The organism is Sphingomonas sp. SORGH_AS_0870 (assembly GCF_031453175.1).
Taxonomy (GTDB): domain Bacteria; phylum Pseudomonadota; class Alphaproteobacteria; order Sphingomonadales; family Sphingomonadaceae; genus Sphingomonas.
The window spans coordinates 2,275,156-2,293,661 of sequence record NZ_JAVIYW010000002.1 but is presented as its reverse complement, the minus strand read 5'-3'; the positions used below and the strand labels follow the sequence as shown (position 1 = coordinate 2,293,661).

Annotated in this window: 13 protein-coding genes; 10 read left to right on the top strand and 3 right to left on the bottom strand. The window is 66.2% G+C overall.

Translation table 11 applies throughout. The features are described from left to right. The first annotated feature begins 53 nt into the window (after nucleotides 1-53). The 5 genes from QE363_RS10880 (at nucleotide 54) to QE363_RS10860 (ending at nucleotide 6,655) form a co-directional block, all read left to right on the top strand. Nucleotides 54-1,562, top strand: coding sequence for an MFS transporter (locus tag QE363_RS10880; RefSeq protein ID WP_309695119.1), 1,509 nt, complete (start codon nucleotides 54-56; stop codon nucleotides 1,560-1,562). An 88-nt stretch (nucleotides 1,563-1,650) separates the two neighbouring features. Then, nucleotides 1,651-3,876, top strand: coding sequence for a hypothetical protein (locus QE363_RS10875; RefSeq protein ID WP_309695117.1), 2,226 nt, complete (start codon nucleotides 1,651-1,653; stop codon nucleotides 3,874-3,876). 3 nt (nucleotides 3,877-3,879) lie between these two features. Next, a complete protein-coding gene (locus tag QE363_RS10870; RefSeq protein WP_309695115.1) occupies nucleotides 3,880-4,614 on the top strand; it encodes an SDR family oxidoreductase in 735 nt (244 codons plus the stop codon). Between the two features lie 67 nt (nucleotides 4,615-4,681). After that, nucleotides 4,682-5,683, top strand: a complete 1,002-nt coding sequence (locus tag QE363_RS10865; RefSeq protein ID WP_309695113.1) for a methyltransferase — start codon at nucleotides 4,682-4,684, stop codon at nucleotides 5,681-5,683. Nucleotides 5,684-5,758: 75 nt separating this feature from the next. Continuing rightward, nucleotides 5,759-6,655: an ATP-grasp fold amidoligase family protein gene (locus tag QE363_RS10860; protein WP_309695111.1), complete on the top strand. Its 897-nt coding sequence runs from the start codon at nucleotides 5,759-5,761 to the stop codon at nucleotides 6,653-6,655. Here the strand turns inward: QE363_RS10860 and QE363_RS10855 are convergent. From QE363_RS10855 to glf, 3 genes are all read right to left on the bottom strand, one after another. Continuing rightward, complete coding sequence (locus QE363_RS10855; protein WP_309695109.1) at nucleotides 6,652-8,943, bottom strand: PAS domain S-box protein; 2,292 nt, start codon at nucleotides 8,941-8,943, stop codon at nucleotides 6,652-6,654. The two genes, QE363_RS10860 and QE363_RS10855, sit on opposite strands and share 4 nt — an antisense overlap. Before the next feature lie 62 nt (nucleotides 8,944-9,005). Further along, nucleotides 9,006-9,368, bottom strand: coding sequence for a hypothetical protein (locus tag QE363_RS10850; RefSeq protein ID WP_309695108.1), 363 nt, complete (start codon nucleotides 9,366-9,368; stop codon nucleotides 9,006-9,008). Further along, a complete protein-coding gene (gene glf, locus QE363_RS10845; protein ID WP_309695107.1) occupies nucleotides 9,365-11,728 on the bottom strand; it encodes a UDP-galactopyranose mutase in 2,364 nt (787 codons plus the stop codon). The genes QE363_RS10850 and glf overlap by 4 nt, the downstream gene beginning before the upstream one ends. 145 nt (nucleotides 11,729-11,873) lie before the next feature. On the opposite strand from glf, the gene QE363_RS10840 reads away from it, so the two are divergent. From QE363_RS10840 to eutC, 5 genes are all read left to right on the top strand, one after another. Further along, nucleotides 11,874-13,715 carry a family 1 glycosylhydrolase gene (locus QE363_RS10840; protein ID WP_309695106.1) on the top strand — a complete coding sequence of 614 codons (1,842 nt, stop codon included), beginning with the start codon at nucleotides 11,874-11,876 and terminating at the stop codon, nucleotides 13,713-13,715. Between the two features lie 66 nt (nucleotides 13,716-13,781). Continuing rightward, nucleotides 13,782-15,734, top strand: a complete 1,953-nt coding sequence (locus QE363_RS10835) for a PAS domain S-box protein (protein ID WP_309695104.1) — start codon at nucleotides 13,782-13,784, stop codon at nucleotides 15,732-15,734. Further along, nucleotides 15,697-16,059, top strand: a complete 363-nt coding sequence (locus tag QE363_RS10830; RefSeq protein ID WP_309695103.1) for a response regulator — start codon at nucleotides 15,697-15,699, stop codon at nucleotides 16,057-16,059. Before QE363_RS10835 ends, QE363_RS10830 begins: the two co-directional genes overlap by 38 nt. Nucleotides 16,060-16,274: 215 nt before the next feature. After that, nucleotides 16,275-17,696, top strand: coding sequence for an ethanolamine ammonia-lyase subunit EutB (locus QE363_RS10825; RefSeq protein WP_309695102.1), 1,422 nt, complete (start codon nucleotides 16,275-16,277; stop codon nucleotides 17,694-17,696). Next, the gene (gene eutC / locus QE363_RS10820; protein ID WP_309695101.1) at nucleotides 17,693-18,496 is read left to right on the top strand and encodes an ethanolamine ammonia-lyase subunit EutC; all 804 of its coding nucleotides are present in this window, start codon (nucleotides 17,693-17,695) and stop codon (nucleotides 18,494-18,496) included. Before QE363_RS10825 ends, eutC begins: the two co-directional genes overlap by 4 nt. The last annotated feature ends 10 nt before the right edge of the window (nucleotides 18,497-18,506 follow it).

The window sequence follows — 18,506 nt, the reverse complement described above, 5'->3', positions numbered from 1 at the left end:
TTCTGATAACCGACGGCAACCCGCGTCGCAGGCGGGACGTTGCCCCGCCACCGATGACCCTGGACCCGCAAGCCGAACTGACCGATGCCGACCGAGAGCGCGGCTTACGGCTGCTCGTCATCGAGGCGGGGTTTTCCGGCGGCGCGGCCGCGCTGACCAGCGGGGTGATCCTGACCGCCTTCGCGCTGCATCTGGGCGCGTCGAACGTGATGGTCGGCATCCTCGCCGCGATGCCGTTCCTGGCGCAGCTGCTCCAGCTTCCCGCCATCCAAATGGTCGAGCGATGGCGGCGGCGCAAGCGGATCGCGGTCCTGTCCAGCCTGATCGGGCGGACCATGTTGGCGGTGATGGCGACACTCGCCTTTTTCAGCGGGACGGCCGCGTTGCTGATCTTCCTGGCGGCGCAGATGCTGTTGTGCGGGCTGGGCGCGGTCGGGGGGTGCGCGTGGAATGCCTGGATGCGCGATCTCGCGCCCGACGACCGGCTGGGCGACGTCTTTGCACGGCGGACGGTCTGGCTGACCGCGATCAGCCTGATCCTGGGCCTGGCGGCCGCGCTGGCGCTGGACTGGACGCAGGCCGGATCGTTCGCGCGGGACATGGTGTTCGCCGCGATGTTCGCAACCGGCTGCCTCACCGGGCTGATCAGCGCGCGGATCGTCGCGATGATGCCCGAGCCGCGGATGCCGCCCGCCCCCGGCCCCATCGCGCTGCGCGCGCTGCTGTCCCAGCCGCTGGGCGACCCGAATTTCCGCCGGTTGCTGGTCTTCGTGGCCAGCTGGCAGTTCGCGATCAATCTCGCGACGCCCTTCTTCACCGTCTTCATCGTCCGCCAGCTGCATTTCGCCGTTAGCTTCGTGCTCCTTCTCAGCGTCGCCAGCCAGCTTGCCAATATCCTCGCGCTCCGGCTCTGGGGGCGGCTCAGCGACCGGTTCGCCAACAAGTCGGTCCTGGCGGTCTGTGCCCCCGCCTATATCCTGGCGATCGTGGCGATGATCGGCGCCTCGCAACTGGGCGACCGGGGTGCGGTGAAATGGTGGCTGATCGGGCTTCACCTCGTCATGGGCGCGACCATCGCCGGGGTGACGCTGGCCAGCACCAATATCGCGCTGAAGCTGTCGCCCAAGGGGTCCGCCACCGCCTATGTCGCGGCCAATGCGATGACGACCGCCATCGCCGCCGGGATCGCCCCGATCCTGGGCGGGTTGCTCGCGCAATTCTTCGCCGCGCGCCAGTTCGAGTTGCTCGCGCGGTGGCGCAGCCCGAACGGCATCTTCATCCTGCCGATCACGCTGACCGCCTGGGACTTTTATTTCCTGCTGGCCGGGCTGATCGGGATCTATGCGATCCACCGGCTGTCGCTGGTGCGCGAGACGGGCGAGATCGAGCGGCGGGCGATGGTTGGGCAGGTGCTGAACGAGACGCGGCGCAGCATCCGCAATATCTCCTCGGTCGCGGGCCTGCGTGCCGCGACCGATCTGCCCGGTACGCTGCTGCGCGATGCACGCACGCGCATCCGCCTGAAACGCGCGCGGGCGGCGCGGGCGGCACGAATGCACTGACGCAGTTTAGCGGAACAGCATTTTCCAGGAACTCGGCGTATTTCCATTGGGTTGGGGAGCACATCCGTCACACTTTCGGAGTTATGTCATGCCCCGAACCGCGACGGCCGAAGCGCCGCCCGCCATCAGCCCCCATCTGCTGGACCTACGCGAACTGCTGCGCGACGAACCCGCCCCGCTGGCCGATTTCACGATCGGCGACCTGACGTTCGGGCTGCACCGAACCGACGCATCGGTCTTCGCGATCGTGCGGCGCAGGGGCAGTAGCGGCGGGCTGGCGGTGCGGGCCGCCTTTCTGTCCACCGGCTTCGACTGCGCGGTCCTGCCGCCGGAAGAGGGGGAGGTCGCCCGGCTTCGCGTGACCAGCGCGATGGGCGAACATATCATATCCTGCCTTACCGATCGGCTGGCCTTGGAGCGGCTGCGCATCGCGACGCGCTTCACGCCCGCCCGGCCGATGGTCATGCCCCCCGCCCCGCGCGACCTTTATCCCTTTGGCGCGGGCGACGATCCCTTGCGCGCGCAAGGGGTGGTCGAGGCGTCGCAGCGCGGGCTGAACACCGGCCTCCTCTATTTCCGCATCGATACGCCAGCCTTTGGCAACATACTCTACATCCAGAATCTCACCGCCTCGAACGCCTATTTCCGCGCCACCGGAACCGTCCCGCGCGAGGCGGTGGGAGGCAGCTGGCCCGAACTGGGCTATGCGCTGCCCGTCCCCGATGCCGAAGCCGACCCCGCCGAGGTCGCGCTTCCGGCGGAGGAGAGCGTGACGCTGTCTGACACGATCCTGGTCTTTCGCCACCATGCCCCGCCGCACGAACGCGAATCCGCGCGCCAGTTCGTGCAGATGCTGGGCAGCGCCTATGATCTGCTCGACCCGCCGCCGGTCGCCTATCGCGACTGGATCGACCGCGCCGAGCGTGCCGCGCGCGATCTGGACGAAGCGCCAGACGCCACGATCCGCCATTACGGCCATCGCTATGTCCATCCCTATACGGGGGCGGAATATCCCGACATCATGGTGCAGATGTCGGTGATCGCCGCACTCCACCGTTGGGGCAAATGGCGCGGCGAGCCGCATCCGCTGGAGGCGACGTTCAAGGCGGGGCTGCCGCGCTTCTTCGACGAGGAACTCGGCACGTTTCGCCGCTATCTGCCCAATGTCGGCAAGGACAAGAATGCCGATGCGGTCGACAGCTGGTATCTCTATCACCCGCTGCTGAACCTCGGCACGCTGGCGCTCGACGGCGATGACGAGGCGCGGGCGCTGTTCCTGAAGGCGATCGGCTATGGCGTGCGCGTCGCGCGGCATTTCGACTATCGCTGGCCGATCGAATATGACGTTACCGACTTCTCGGTCATCACCAAGGAGGCGCCGGTCGACGGGCGCGGGCAGACCGATGTCGGCGGCATCTATGCCTGGGTCATGCTCCAGGCGTTCGAGCTGACCGATGACAAGACCTATCTGGACGAGGCGCGCGCGGCGATCAACGCCGCCATCGGTCTGGGCTTCGCCATCAACTATCAGGCGAATCTGACCGCCTGGGGTGCCGCCGCCTGCATGCGGCTGTGGCGGATTACCAATCGCGACGTCTATCGCGAACAAAGCTATGTCTATCTGGCCAGCTTCCTGCACAATGCGGTGATCTGGGACAGCCAGATCGGGCATGCCGCCCATTACGAGACGTTCCTGGCGGTCACCTGTCTTCAGGATGCGCCGTACATGGCGATGTACGAATGTTTCGACAGCTATGTCGCGTTCGAGCGCTATCTGGACGATGGCGGCCCCGACCTCGACCCGGAGGCGCGGATGCTGATCGGCGAATATTGCCGCTATGCCCTGTCGCGCGCCTGGTATTACTATCCCGACGCGCTGCCGCCCGAGGCGATCTCCGAGGAGCAGCGCGAGCCCAACGGCCATATCGACCATGGGCTCTCCTTCCCGCTGGAGGACCTGTATCCCGACGGCCAGCCCGCGGGGCAGGTGGGACAGGAAGTGTACGGCGCGGGGGCGGCGTTCATATTCGCCTCCAGCGCCTTCCACACCGTCGAGGGCGCACCGTTCCGCCTCTATTGCGACATGCTGCTCCGCGCGGTCGAGCGGGTCGGGGACCATGCGCTGTCGATCCTGCTCGACGGGGGCGAGACGCGCACCGCCTGGCTGCGCCTCGTCCGGCTGAAGCGGCGCACGCTGACCGACAGCCGCGTCACCACCGCAAGCGGCGAGGCCATCGCGCCCGATGCCGTCGACGCCGATCGCATCGATTACCGCGTGCCCGCCCATGGGCGCCTGATCCTGACCTGGGAATAGCCAATGACCAAGAACCCCACCATGTTGTCCGGCCGCCGCATCCTGCTGACCGGCGGCACCACCGGCATCGGCCTGGCCGCGCTGAAGGCTTTGGCGGCCGAGGGTGCGCGCGTCCTGACCTTCGGGCGGCATCAGGACGCGCTCGACGCGGCGCTGGCCGGGATCGATGGCGATGTCACCGGGATAGCCGAGGACGCCGCGACGCAAGAAGGTATCGAGCGGGTCTTCGCCGCCGTCGACGACCGGCTGGGCGGTATCGACATGCTGGTCGCCTGCGCCGCGCTGGGCGCGCAGCCGATCCACGAGATGGCCGACGACGATTGGCGTTATGTCATCGATGCCAATCTGACCGGCTATCTCGCCTGCGCCCGCGCGGCCATCATGCGGATGCAGGACCAGGGTGGCGGCCATCTGCTGTTCGTCGGATCAATCAGTACCGAGATCAAGGCCGCGGGCGAAAGCGTCTATGCCGCGACTAAGGCGGGCATCCAGGCCTTTGCGGAGACGCTGCGCAAGGAGGTGGCGGACAAGCGTATCCGGGTCAGCGTGATCCAGCCCGGATCGGTCGACACCGAGATGCAGGAATGCAGCGAGGAGGAAAAACAGGCCGCCGTCGCGGACGGACGCATGCTGCCTGCCGAGGATGTTGCCGACGCGATCCTGTTCGTCCTCAGCCGTTCGGCCAATTGCGACATCGTCAATCTGCGGATCGAACCGCTGATCCAGAAGACGGCCTGACGCGGATCATATCCCTACAGGGCCAGCGCCGGGATTGGCGGCCAGCATCATGCTTTATGGTGATCATATGAACGTAACAGAGCCCGACGAGACTTCTTTCAACGCGGATCGCCCCGATGCCGTGTCCGGCGTTTCGCGTAGCGTGATGCTCGACCTGCTCGGCATGCTGCGTTCGATGGATTACGACTTCATCGCGCCCACCCCGGCGTCGCAGGCGCGGGTGATGGCGCGACCCGATCGGCAGGTCGGTTCGACCGTCGCCGACCTGCTGGGATGGTCCCTGCCTTGCCGCCGCGACGCCCTGCCCCCTGCTCTCCTCGCGATCCTTGCCGCGCAAGGGTTGCTGGGGGAGCGTCCTAACGGACTGGTGACCGCCGCCATCCGCGTCTCGAACGTGCTGGGGCAGCTGTTCCTTCATTCGCGCTATCCGACCACGGCACGCGATGCCGTATTCCTGGGCCCCGACAGCTACCGCTTCGCGGACTATATCTCGCGCCATCTTGTCGGGTTGCCGACCGAGGCCCGTATCCTCGATTATGGCGCCGGGGCCGGGGTCGGTGGCATCGTCGCCGCATCGCTTCACGGCAAGGCGGAGCTGACGCTGGCCGACCTGAATCCCAAAGCCCTGCAACTCGCGTCGATCAATGCGACCTTCGCGGGGATCGCTAACCATGGCGTGGTGGCGCAGACACCCGAAGAGGTCGACGGCCCGTTCGACCTGATCGTCACCCATCCGCCGTTCATGATCGATCCCGTCCGCCGCGCCTATCGCGACGGCGGCGATCTTTATGGCGGCAGGCTGTCGGTCGACTGGACACTGATGGCGATCCGCAAGCTGGTGCCGGGCGGCCGCTTCCTGATGCATACGGGCGTGTCGATCGTGGGTGGCCGTGACGTGGTTCGGGACGCGATACAGCACGCAATTCCCGCGACCGATTATCGTCAGGATTACCACGTGCTCGATCCCGACATCTTTGGCGACGAACTGGACAACGCGCCCTATGCCGAGGTCGACCGCATCGCGGCGATCGGATTGTGCGTCGAGCGCGCGACCGCCGACCATGACTGACCTCGCGCGGCCATTTCACCGTCATCCATGAGCGACAAGCCGAACGGAGACGCGGGCGACGATGGGCATGGCCTCATGACGCGGGCCGCCAACCATCGGCTGGCCTCCGTGCCATTCGAGCGAAAATTCGGTCGCCCGCCGCTTCCGCCCCACCATCCCGACGCGCGGATCAACGACGTCATCTATGACCGGATGATCGATCCGCACTGGTCCGCACAGGAGCGGGCCTTTGTCGACAAGCAAACCGCCAAGGTCGAGGCACAGCGACGTTGCCCCGATCTTCATATCCCCGAGACGCTGGCCGTCATCCGGGTCGAGACGCTGGCCTCGCCAGAAGACCTCTTCGACCGGCTCCGCCCCTTTATCGGGACCGATGCCCTGGCCAAGCCGACCCATGCCAGCGGCGGCGTCACCTTTTTGCGGGATCTCGCGGATCCTGCGGCGCTGCGCGACCTGTATGATCTGGCCTCGATGGATTACGCGTCGATCCTGCGGGAGATGCAATATTGGCGCCTGCCACGAAAGATCATCGTCGAGACAATGATCCCGACGCACGTGGCCGGGCCGCCCGACGATTACAAATTCCACTGCATCCATGGCGAGCCGCTATTGTGCCAGATCGACCATGGCCGCTTCGGACAGCCCTGGAGTCGCCTGTTCCGTGTGCCGCACTTCGACCCGATGGATGAAGGCGACGGCCTGAGCGCGCCGGACGGCTTCGCCAGGGCGGCGAAGGACCGACTGGAACGGATGATCGCCGCTGCCCGAGCGCTGTCGGCTCCGTTCGCCTTTGTACGCGTCGACCTGTATGACGGCCGCGACGGCATCTATTTCGGCGAGCTGACCTTCACCCCCGCCGCATCGCTGGGCATCGCGCCGTCCAGCGCCGGTGTCCACCGGGAAACCGCGACCCACCGCATCTACAGCCGCATCCTGATGGATGCGCTGCGCCGGGCGAAGCAGGCGCCCTAACCCCCTTCGATCAGTGCCTTGATCCGCGTAGCCATGGCTTCCATGGCAAAGGGCTTGGTCATGACATGCATGCCCGGTTCAAGCTGCCCGTTGCCCACCGCCGCATTCTGGGCGAAGCCGGTGATGAACAGGACCTTCAGATCGGGCCGGGTCACACGGGCGGCATCGGCCATCTGCCGACCGTTCATGCCCCCCGGCAGACCGACATCCGAAACCAGAAGGTCGATCCGCGCATCGGATTGCAGGACCTTCAGCCCGGCGGCGCCGTCCGCCGCCTCGATCGCGGTATAGCCCAGTTCCTCCAGCACGTCGGTGACCAGCATGCGCACCGATGGTTCGTCGTCGACGACCAGCACGGTCTCGCCCGATATGGCGCGGGGGGCATCGGCCAGATCGGCGTCATCGTCGTCCACCTCGGCGCGGCCGATATGCGCGGGCAGATAGACGCAGACGGTCGTCCCTTCGCCGGGCTGGGAATGGATACGCACGCTGCCGCCCGACTGGCGGGCGAAACCATAGATCATCGACAGGCCAAGGCCGGTGCCGACGCCGATCGGCTTGGTGGTGAAGAACGGGTCGAACGCCTTGGCGACGACATCGGCGGTCATCCCGGTCCCCGTATCGGACACGCAGACCGCCACGTAGCGCCCCGGCTCCATCTCGTGGAACCGCGCGGTGCGATCGTCGAGCGAGCGGTTGGACGTTTCGATGGTCAGCCTTCCACCATCGGGCATCGCATCCCTGGCGTTGATACAGAGATTGAGCAGCGCGTTTTCCAGCTGATTGGGGTCCACCAAAGTGGCCCAGAGATCCGCCTGCGCCACATAGCGGGTATCGATATCGGGCCCCGCCGAACGCACGATCAGCTCGAGCATGTCCTCGATCAATCGATTGGGGTCGATCAGCCTGGGGTCCAGCGTCTGGCGGCGGGAGAAGGCGAGCAGGCGGTGGGTCAGGGCGGCGGCGCGTTTGGCCGCGCCGTGCGCCGCGGCATTATATTTCTCGACATCGCCCATCCGCCCCTGCGCGATACGGATCGCCATCATCTCCAGGCTGCCCGTGATGCCGGTCAGCAGATTGTTGAAGTCATGCGCCAGCCCGCCGGTAAGCTGCCCGACGGCTTCCATCTTCTGGCTCTGGCGCAATTGCTCCTCGACGCGGCGATGATCGGTCATGTCGCGGCCGATCGAGTAGAACAGCTCCGCCTCGGGCGCGGTGGTCCAGGAGATGACGCGATAGCGGCCATCGCGTCCGCGAAACCGGTTCTCGAAATGCGCCGCTTCCTCCCCCTTGGCGAGACGCGCAAACTCGGCGGCCGTCGCCTCGCGATCCTCCGGATGGATCAGGTCGAAGAAATTGCCGCCAAGCAGTTCCTCCTCGGTCCAGCCCAGCATCGCCGTCCAGGCGGCATTGACGGTGTGGAGGCGACCATCGGCGCTGCACACGTCCATCAGGTCGCCCGACAACTGCCATATCCGGTCGCGTTCGCGGGTGCGTTCGGCAATCTCCTCGGACAGCGTGTCGTTCCGCGCCCGCAACGCGATCTCCGCCGCCTTGCGCTGGCTGGCGTCCTTGAAATAGACGGCCAGTCCGCCGGTCGTGATCGGATGGATGTCGATGTCGATCCATTTGCCCAGGATCGGCGACTTGGCTTCGAGGCGGATGGCAGTACGCTCGACCATTGCACGTTGATGGGCATGATAGGGTTCGCTGCCGACCGCCTGGGGAAACTCGTCCCAACAGATCTTGCCGATCAGGTCGCCGGGCGCCCGCCCCCAGAGTTCGCCCGCCTTGCGGTTTATATAGGTGAAGCGCCCTTCCGCATCGACCGCGTAAAACGGGTCCTCGAGGGACTCGGTCAGTTCGGCCAGCATCGCATGGGCACCGCTGGTCGCCTTGCGACTGTCCTCCAGGTCCTGGACCGCGCGACGCTGATCGGTGCGGTCGCGCAGGATCTTGACATAGCCGCCTTCTTCCAGCCGGAGCGGCATCAGCTCGCCCAGCGCGAAGAACTGGCTGCCATCGCGCCTTACGTGCCAGCGTTCGTCGGCGGCGCGTCCCGCTTGGTCGGCCAGCTGCATCTCCCGGCGCGGCACGTCGGCCGCACGATCCTCCGCCGTGAAGATGATCTCGCCCGGCTGGCCCAGCGCTTCTCCCGCGGACCACCCGAGCACATGTTCGGCCCCGTCGTTCCAGCTCGTGATGACGCCTTCGGAATCAAGCGATATGATCGCATAGTCCATCGCGCTTTCGATAATGGCATTCGCAATGGCGGCTTTACGCTTCATCGTCTGTCAAACTCGTGCAATAGGTCCCGCATCGATCGGCCCGGCCCCGGACATTCGGCCGATCACGTCTGCTCCGCGACCCAGTCGGCCACCTGATAGGCGGCGAAGGGGGAAAACAGCACGGCGCCATCCTCTTGCCCTTCGACGTTGCGAGGCCCCATCACCGTCAGATAGGGCAGCGCCCGGTGGTTCAGCATCGCGATCAGTCGGGCCCGATCCTGCGAGGCTGCGGTCTCGAACAGGATGGCGGCACGCACGGGCTGCGTCGCCAGGACCTGCACGGCCTGCGATGGGTCCACCAACGGGCCGATCATCGAAATGCCACGCTCCCTGAGGACGCTCGCCACGTAATCGGTGACGAAGTTCCTATCGGCCGCCAGCAGGACGACCGGCCTGACGGCTTCGTCCGTTCGCCGGTGGTTCATGCCGCGCTGCGTCCCCCCGCCAGTGCGGCGACACTCGGCATCGCGGCCTCGTCCAGCATCGGCTTCAGCCGCCGATAGGTCGCCAGCGCCTGTCCGACGACCTGGTCCATATTGTAATAGCGATAGGTCGCCAGCCGCCCGACGAAACTGACATGCGGCTCGGCCAGGGCCAGTGCTTCATAGCGTCTGTAGAGCGCCTGGTTCTCGTCGCGGGGGATCGGGTAATAGGGATCGCCCGTCGCGCTGGGATATTCATAGGTCAGGCTGGTCTGCGGCGCGACCTGCCCGGTCAGATGCTTGTATTCGGTGATGCGCGTATAGGGGACGGCCTCATCGGGATAGTTGACAACGGCGACGGGTTGATGCCGTTCCTCGTTCAGCGTCCGATGCTCGAAGCGAAGCGAGCGATAGGGCAGCCGACCGTAACGATAGCCGAAATACTCGTCGATCGGCCCGGTGAAGACCAGATGGTCATGCGGATAGGCGTCGCGGACATCGGCATAGTCGACCCCCAGCAGCAGGTCGATATTGGGATGGTCGAGCATCGCCTCGAACATTCGGGTAAAGCCTTGCGCCGGCATCGCCTGATGGCGATCCCCGAAATAGCGGTCGTCGGTGCAGGTCCGCGTCGGCACCCGCGCGGTGACCGACTTGTCGAGTTCGGACGGGTCCATGCCCCATTGCTTGCGGGTATAGCCCCGGAAGAAGGTCTCGTAGAGCTCGCGGCCGACCTTCGACACGACGACATCGGCGGATGTGCGGATCGGATCGACCGGCTCGGCGCGGGACGCCAGGAACGCCTCGACCTCCGCATCGCTCGACAGGTCCAGCCCGTAGAGCGCGTTGAGCGTCGTGCGGTTGATCGGCATCGGCACCAGCTTGCCACCGACATCGGCCAGCACGCGATGTTCATAGGGCCGCCAATCGGTGAAGCGCGACAGATAGTCGAATATCTCGCCCGAATTGGTGTGGAAGATATGCGGGCCATAGCGATGGACCAGGATGCCCGCCGCATCGTGATGGTCATAGGCATTGCCCGCGATATGCGACCGCCGGTCGACCACCAGCACGCGCTTGCCCCCATCGGCCGCCAGCCGCTCCGCCATCACCGCCCCGGCGAACCCCGCGCCGACGACCATCACGTCATAGCGATCGTGCTGCGGCGGCCAGGTGACGGGGGAGACGATCGGCTCATGCCGGTTGCGCCCCGCCATCTCCGCCTCGATCAGCGCGGTCATCTCCAGTGCCGTGCTGCTCCACGAACCGCGTGAGAGCTGCCTGTCCGCCTCGTCGCGCCAGCTGTCGCCTTCGGCCCGCAAAGTCATCGCCGCTTCGCAGGCGGCGACGAAGGCGGCGGGCGTGTCGGCGATGGTCACGCCCGCCAGGGCGCCATAATGGCGCACGACATCGGTGATCGGCGTCGAGACGACCGGGCACCCCGCCGCCAGATATTCCGGCGTCTTGGTCGGGCTGATGAACCGCGTCGCCTCGTTGATCGCGAAGGGCATCAGGGCGACGTCCCACCCCGCCATATGATCCGGCAGCGCGCTATAGGGTCGTCCGCCCAGATAATGGATATTGGCGCGACGCGGCAGGTCGGCTTCGTCGATCTTCACGACGGGGCCGATGACCACCAGCGACCATTCGGGATGGGCATCCGCCAGGGCGGCGAGCAGGGCGAGGTCCATCCGCTCGTCGACGACCCCCGCAAAGCCGAGCCGTGGACGCGGCAGCGATGCCTGATCCGCCGGTTCCCCGCCCCCCGACCGCGCGCGCCCGAAATGCGCCGCGTCGATGCTGGAGGGAAAGGCGTGGACATTGGAATGGCGGCTGCGCTTCGCCTCGTACAGGCTGGTCCCGCCGGTAAAGACCAGATCGGCCCGCTCGATCAGCCGCTGCTCCCGCTCGAGCAACTGTGGCGGCGCGCCCTTGAAGGCCGAGAGTTCGTCCATGCAGTCATAGACGATGCACGCCGCCGGGACATGATCCGAAAAGGGCAGCATCATCGGCGTGTAATACCAGCGGATAACCGGGCCGGTCACACCTTCCAGCTCGGTGTCGAGCAAGGCCGCCAGCGCCTCGTCCTCCCGGCCTCGCAAGGCCTCGTCGAGCTGCGGGGTCAGCACCACCACGCCGCTTTCCGGGCATGTCCGGCGATGCAGTTCGGATGGGCCGGGCCGATATTCAGGTTCCTCCCAGAACAACACATCCTGCGTCGCGGCGAAGCGCGTCATCAGATGCTGCGGCCGTTGGAAGACGAAGGCCCAGCGAAGATGGCTAAAGCAGATCAGCGTCGATCGCGGACGGCGGTGGTAAAGGCTATTGGAGCCATGGGCGGCGCTCGACAGCTGGGCGGTCACGGAAGCTCCTTCTAGGTCTCTGTTACAAAACAGAAACATCCCGCCGCTCCGCCGCGTTCCGCCTAACTTACTGTATATAAATGCAAATCAGTCAGTTTCCCGGAACGCCCGCAACGCCGGTCCGTTGGGCCCAGGGGAGACAGCGATGGATGGCCTGGAACTTTGGGGTGGCGTGGAATGCACCGTCAATCGCACCGCCACGGGCTATCGCGATCAAATCCGCCTGAGCGGGCATCACGACCGGATCACCGACCTCGACCTGTTTGCCGGTCTGGGCCTGTCGGCGATCCGCTACCCCGTCTTGTGGGAACGCGTGATGGCGGACGGCCGGACGCCCGACTGGGCGTGGACCGACGAGCGGCTGGCGCGGCTGCGTTCGCTGGGCATCCGGCCCATAGCCGGGCTGGTCCATCATGGCAGCGGCCCGCCCCATACCCATTTGCTCGACGACGGGTTCGCCACCGGCCTCGGTGACTATGCGCGGCAGGTGGCGGAACGCTATCCCTGGATCGAGGACTGGACCCCGGTCAACGAACCGCTGACCACGGCGCGTTTCTCCGCCCTGTACGGCCATTGGTATCCCCATGCGCGCGACGAAGGGGCATTTTGGCTGGCGCTGCTCAACCAGATCGATGGCACGCGGGCCGCGATGCGGGCCATTCGCCGGGTGAACCCGGCGGCACGGTTGATCCAGACCGACGATCTCGGCCGCACCTATGCCACGCTGGTCCTGCGCGAACAGGCGGCGTTCGACAATCTGCGCCGCTGGGCCGGATGGGACCTGCTGTTCGGGCATGTCACCCCGCATCACCCTTTATGGGAAAGGATCAACGGCTTCGGGTTCGGCGACCGGTTACGGCGCATCGCCGACGCCCCCTGCCCGCCCGACATCGTCGGGGTGAACCATTATCTGACCAGCGACCGGTTTCTCGACCACCGGTTGCAACGCTATCCGCCGCGCAGCCATGGCGGCAATGCCCGCCGCGCCTATGCCGATGTCGAGGCCATACGCGTCCTCGATCCCCCGCCCCCCGGACTGGCCGGGGCCCTTCGCGAAGCCTGGGACCGTTACGGCGTCCCCCTGGCGGTGACGGAGGTGCATAATGGCTGCACGCGCGAGGAGCAGTTGCGATGGGCGGCCGAGGCGTGGGACGGCTGCGCCCTACTCCGGCGGGAAGGCGTCGATGTCCGGGCCGTCACGGCGTGGTCGCTTCTGGGCTCGCAGGACTGGGATCGCCTGCTGACCGCGCCCGGCGCCTATGAAGCGGGTATATTCGACATAACGGGCGGCACGCCGCGCCCGACCGCCCTGGCTTCCTTGTGGAAAGGACTGCCAGCCGCCGCCGAACGCCATCCGGTCGCCCGCGCGCCGGGGTGGTGGCGGCGTCAGGATCGGCTCGTCTATCCGCCGATCCCCCATCCCATCAGGACGCCGCCCTCGCACGCAGCACACGCTGATCCGGTTCTGCTGATCTGGAGCAGCGACGAGGCGCTGGCGCAGGGCTGGTCGCGGATGTGCGAGAAGCGCGGCATCGCCCATCGATTGGCCAAATGCGAAGCGCATGAAGGAGACATCGCCGCGATGCTGGACCATATCCGGCCATGGGGTCTGGTGCATGCCGACGCCACGACTATAGCCGATGCGATCGGACTGGCGCGGGCCTGTGAGAGCAGAGGGATAGCGAGCCTCCACCTCGTTCCCGCGCCTGACGGTCACGCCCCGAAGGAAGCCTTACGAGCCGCAGAAGACGACATCCCACAGTCGTTCCCCGCCAGCGCCTTGCTCATCCCCTGGGAAGGGAGAGCCTCGATCGTAGACCTTGCGCGAATGAATATCGCGCTGGACCTGCTGATCGACGGCCAGGGCGGCCTGCACGATCCCATCCGATCCCCGGCATCGGAGCCCCCCGAAACCGCCGACACGCCGGGCACGAACGCGCGACACGCCGCCGCTATGGGAGCTTTTGGCGACGCCGCTCAAGTCTGAGCGAACGGCATCCCTCCTCCGGTATTTCCCAATCCCCCGATCATCACCCCATCGCCGGAGATTTTCATGCCGAAGATCAGAGAGATGATGAAGCGGCAACAGGTGCTTGCCGATTTCGGCGATTTCGCCATCCGCTCGGAGGATCTCGATGCGGTCCTGACCGAGGCCTGCCGCCTGGTGGCGAAGGCACTGGGTACGGACCGCGCCAAGGTCCTCGAAATTCAGGAGGAACGACAGCAACTCTTCGTCCGCGCCGGTGTCGGGTGGGCGAAGGATGTCGTCGGACATGTCCACCTATCGATGACGGAGGCGTCGTCCGAAACCTATTCCATCAATGCCGGCGAACCCGTGGTTTCCCAGGACATAACCAAGGAAGACAGGTTCATCATCCCCACATTCATGAAAGAGGCTGGAGTCGTCGCGCTGGTCAACGTACCGATATTGGTACCGGGCAGACGGCCCTATGGCGTCCTTCAGGTCGATGCGACCGGCCCGCGCACATTCGGCGACGACGAAATCCAGTTCCTGCGGACCTATGCGACCATCCTGGGCCCGGTGATCGACCGGCTCCGCAAGGTGGATCGCCTCCATGCCAGCGAAGAACGCTTCCGCCGCATCGTCGAAACCGTCCAGGACTATGCCATCTTCACGACCGATGCCGAGGATCGCATCGACAACTGGTTTCCGGGTGCCGAGGCCGTCTTCGGCTGGACCGCCGACGAGGCGGTGGGGCAGCTCGGCAGCATCGCCTTCACCCCCGAGGATCGGGCGGCGGGAGAGGACAAGCGGGAGATCGAAACCGCGCGTCGCGACGGCTATGCCGCCAACATCCGCTGGCACCTGCGCAAGGACGAACGACGGATCTTCATCGAGGGGGCTGTGTGGGCGCTTCTCGACGAGGGCGGCACGGCACGCGGCTTCGTCAAGGTCGGCCAGGACGTGACCCAGCGCAAGCGCGCCGAGACGGCCCTGCGCGAAAGCGAGGAGCGGCTTCGCAGCGCGGTCGAAGTCGGACAGCTCGGGTTATGGGACTGGAACGTCATCACCGGAGAGGTCCACTGGTCCGACGAGCATTTCCGCATGGAAGGCTATGATGTCGGAGAGGTGACGCCCAGCTATGAAGCCTGGACGTCCCGCATCCATCCCGAGGATCGCGCGCGGACCGAGGCGGCGCTTCACCAGGCCATGGAACGGCAGGAGGAATTCGCCCATGAGTTTCGGGTCGTCCATCCGGACCACTCGGTCCATTGGCTGTCCGGTCGGGGCAAATTCTATTATGATCCCGCCGGTCGCCCGGTCCGCATGGTGGGTGCGATGGTGGAGACCACCGATCGCCGCGAATGGGAGGAGCGCCAGCAGATCCTGGTCAAGGAATTGCAGCATCGCACCTTCAACCTGATGGGCATGGTGCGCTCGATGGCCGATGCGACCATCCGGTCTAGCGTCGACCTGAAGGACTTCCGCGCTAGATTCCGCGACAGGATCGAGGCACTGGCCAGGGCCCAACGTCTGTTGTCGCAATTGCGCGACGACGAACGGGTGACCTTCGGCGACCTCATCCAGGCGGAGCTGGATGCGACCGGCGCGCTCGATGCCGCCCGTCCGCGCGTCACGCTGGACGGCCCGCATGACGTCCCCCTGCGGTCCGGCACGGTGCAGACCTTCGCGATGGCGCTGCACGAGCTGACGACGAACGCGGTCAAATATGGCGCGCTCAGCCAGCCGGGCGCGCGTCTTGCCGTTCGCTGGCGGGTCGAGGATGGCGCGAACGGGGAACCGTGGCTGCATGTCGACTGGCGGGAAAGCGGCGTGACCATGCCCCCCGATGGCCAGGCGCCGGGCGGCACCGGCCAGGGCCGCACCCTGATCGAAAAAGCGCTTCCTTATCAATTACAAGCGGAGACGACCTACGTTATGGCAGCAGATGGAATTCACTGCTCCATTGCTCTGCCGGTATCCAACCGGAGCCCATTGGAGTCGCATGATGCCTCTCACCAATCGCCGAATCCTGATCGTTGAGGACGAATATATGCTGGCCCAGGATCTCCAGCTGGAACTGGAAGAGGCCGGCGCCATCGTCATAGGCCCCGAAGCCTCGGTCCCCTCCGCCCTGTCGCGCATCGAACAGGAAGACCGGATCGACGCCGTGATCCTGGACGTCAATCTGGGCGGGCAATTCGCGTTCCCCGTGGCCGACGCCCTGACCGCGCGGCACATCCCGTTCATATTCGCCAGCGGGTACGAGGACGACGTCGTGAAGAGCCGCTATCCCGACGTCGTCAACTGCGCCAAGCCGTTCGTTGCCAGACAGCTCCTGCATTCGCTGGAGAATGTCCTACCCTGACCTTCCGGGCCCATTTGCGCCGTCGAGGCCGACGGGTGGCGCGATCGCACATAGCGGGCATGGACCCGATGGACTTGATCCGAATCACGTTGCATGATCCGGAAAGCGCGGGGGTGTAGAGCGGGGACGCGACCTCGCCGGCGGCACCAGGGGCGGATTTGACAGAGCTCGCATCGTTCCGGCGTGGCATCCGGCACGGCGGTCAGGAGGTCGGATTGGCGTATTCCTCGAATGTCGGCGGCCAGCACTTCGTCTTTCGCGATCTCAAACACGTCCTGGTCTGCGCATCGCCGCTGCGCTCCGGCGACGAACTGGCCGGTATCGCCGCCGAAAGCGCGGCGCAGCGCATGGCGGCCCGGTTCGTCCTGGCCGATCTCCCGCTCGACCGGTTTCTGCACGAAGCGCTGGTCCCCTATGAAGAGGACGAGGTCACCCGCCTCATCATCGACGGGCACGATCCCTCCGCCTTCGCGCCGCTCGCGCATCTGACCGTCGGGGGCTTTCGGGACTGGCTGCTGTCCGAACAGGCGGACACGGCCATGCTGGCGGCGGTCGCGGGCGGCCTGACCCCGGAAATGGTCGCCGCCGTATCCAAGCTGATGCGCAACCAGGATCTGATCGCGGTGGCGCGCAAGGTCCGCGTCGTCACCGCCTTTCGCTCGACGATCGGCCTGCCGGGGCGATTGTCGACGCGGCTGCAGCCCAATCATCCGACGGACGATCGCCATGGCATCGCCGCGAGCGTGTTCGACGGGCTGTTGTTCGGGGTCGGCGACGCGACGATCGGCATCAACCCGGCGACCGACAACGTGCCCAACGCGATCGACCTGATGAAGATGCTGGACGATCTGCGCCTGCGCTACGACATCCCGACGCAGACCTGCGTGCTGACCCATGTCACCAACACGATCGACATCATGGCGCGGGGTGCCCCGGTCGATCTTGTCTTTCAATCCGTGGCAGGCAGCGAGGCGGCCAATCGCGGTTTCGGCATCGACCTGGCCATCCTGCGCGAGGCGCACGACGCCGCACGGTCGCTGCGTCGCGGGACGGTCGGCGACAATGCGATGTATTTCGAGACGGGACAGGGCGCGGCGCTGTCGGCCGACGCGCATCACGGCGTCGACCAGCAGACGATGGAGACACGCGCCTATGCGGTCGCCCGCGCGTTCGATCCGTTGCTGGTCAACACCGTCGTCGGCTTCATCGGCCCCGAATATCTTTACGACGGCAAGCAGATCATCCGGGCCGGGCTGGAGGATCATTTCTGCGGAAAGCTGCTCGGCCTGCCGATGGGGTGCGACGTCTGCTACACCAACCATGCCGAGGCGGATCAGGACGATATGGACGTCCTGATGACGGTGCTGACCCATGCGGGCTGCACCTTCCTGATCATGGTGCCCGGCGCCGACGACATCATGCTCAACTATCAGAGCCTGGCCTATCACGACATGCTGTACCTCCGCTCCGTCCTGGGCGTTCGCGCCGCGCCGGAGTTCGAGGCGTGGCTCGACCGCATGGACATGCTCGCCCCCGACGGCACGATCCGCGCCATCGGCCCGGACCAGTCCCGGCTGCGGGCGTTGGCGGATATGGGGGCGGATATGGGAGCGGATATGAGGGCAGCGCGGGCATGAGCGACGATCGCGACCGGCCCCTGACCGATGACGCCACACCACGCGATCCATGGACGATCCTTCGCCGGGTGACCAAGGCCCGTATCGGCCTGGGCCGCTCGGGCAACGCCATTCCGATGGACGAGGTCCTCCGGTTCCAGGCGGCCCATGCCATGGCGCGCGACGCGGTCCATGCCATGCTCGATGTCACCGCGCTGGAGCGGGACCTGGCGCCACTGGCCACCATCGCCGTTGCCAGCATGGCCCCGGACCGGGCGACCTATTTGCGACGGCCCGACATGGGACGCCTGCTGGCGCCGGACGATGCGGAGCGGCTGACGACCCTGCGCGGCCCCTTCGACATCGTGTTCGTGGTCGGGGACGGCCTGTCCTCCACCGCGGTACAGCGGCACGCCGCGCCGATGATCCATGCCTGCCGTCAGGCCCTGCCCGAGCTTTCGATCGCGCCAATCGTCATCGCGCGACAGGCGCGCGTGGCCATCGCCGACCCGATCGGGGCCGCGCTCGGCGCGCGCCTCAGCGTCATCCTGATCGGCGAGCGACCGGGCCTGACCGTCTCGGACAGCCTGGGCCTGTACCTCACGCACGACCCGCGTCCGGGGCGGCGGGATTCGGAGCGCAACTGCATCTCCAACGTCCACCGGCATGGCGGCCAGAGCTATGAACAGGCGGCGCGGACGCTGGCATGGCTGGCGCGCGAGGCGCTGCGCCGGTCGCTGTCGGGGGTCGCGCTGAAAGAGGGGCAGAATGCGGACACCCTGGAGTCTCCGGGGACCATGCCGCGCATCGCAGGCGAATAATCGTAAGGGG

What these genes read in the sequence shown, in the direction of transcription:
- QE363_RS10880 (WP_309695119.1), top strand. Translation starts at nt 54, where the DNA reads ATGACCCTGGACCCGCAAGCCGAACTGACCGATGCCGACCGAGAGCGC.
- QE363_RS10875 (WP_309695117.1), top strand. Translation starts at nt 1,651, where the DNA reads ATGCCCCGAACCGCGACGGCCGAAGCGCCGCCCGCCATCAGCCCCCAT.
- QE363_RS10870 (WP_309695115.1), top strand. Translation starts at nt 3,880, where the DNA reads ATGACCAAGAACCCCACCATGTTGTCCGGCCGCCGCATCCTGCTGACC.
- QE363_RS10865 (WP_309695113.1), top strand. Translation starts at nt 4,682, where the DNA reads ATGAACGTAACAGAGCCCGACGAGACTTCTTTCAACGCGGATCGCCCC.
- QE363_RS10860 (WP_309695111.1), top strand. Translation starts at nt 5,759, where the DNA reads ATGACGCGGGCCGCCAACCATCGGCTGGCCTCCGTGCCATTCGAGCGA.
- QE363_RS10855 (WP_309695109.1), bottom strand. Translation starts at nt 8,943, where the DNA reads ATGAAGCGTAAAGCCGCCATTGCGAATGCCATTATCGAAAGCGCGATG.
- QE363_RS10850 (WP_309695108.1), bottom strand. Translation starts at nt 9,368, where the DNA reads ATGAACCACCGGCGAACGGACGAAGCCGTCAGGCCGGTCGTCCTGCTG.
- QE363_RS10840 (WP_309695106.1), top strand. Translation starts at nt 11,874, where the DNA reads ATGGATGGCCTGGAACTTTGGGGTGGCGTGGAATGCACCGTCAATCGC.
- QE363_RS10835 (WP_309695104.1), top strand. Translation starts at nt 13,782, where the DNA reads ATGCCGAAGATCAGAGAGATGATGAAGCGGCAACAGGTGCTTGCCGAT.
- QE363_RS10830 (WP_309695103.1), top strand. Translation starts at nt 15,697, where the DNA reads ATGATGCCTCTCACCAATCGCCGAATCCTGATCGTTGAGGACGAATAT.
- eutC (WP_309695101.1), top strand. Translation starts at nt 17,693, where the DNA reads ATGAGCGACGATCGCGACCGGCCCCTGACCGATGACGCCACACCACGC.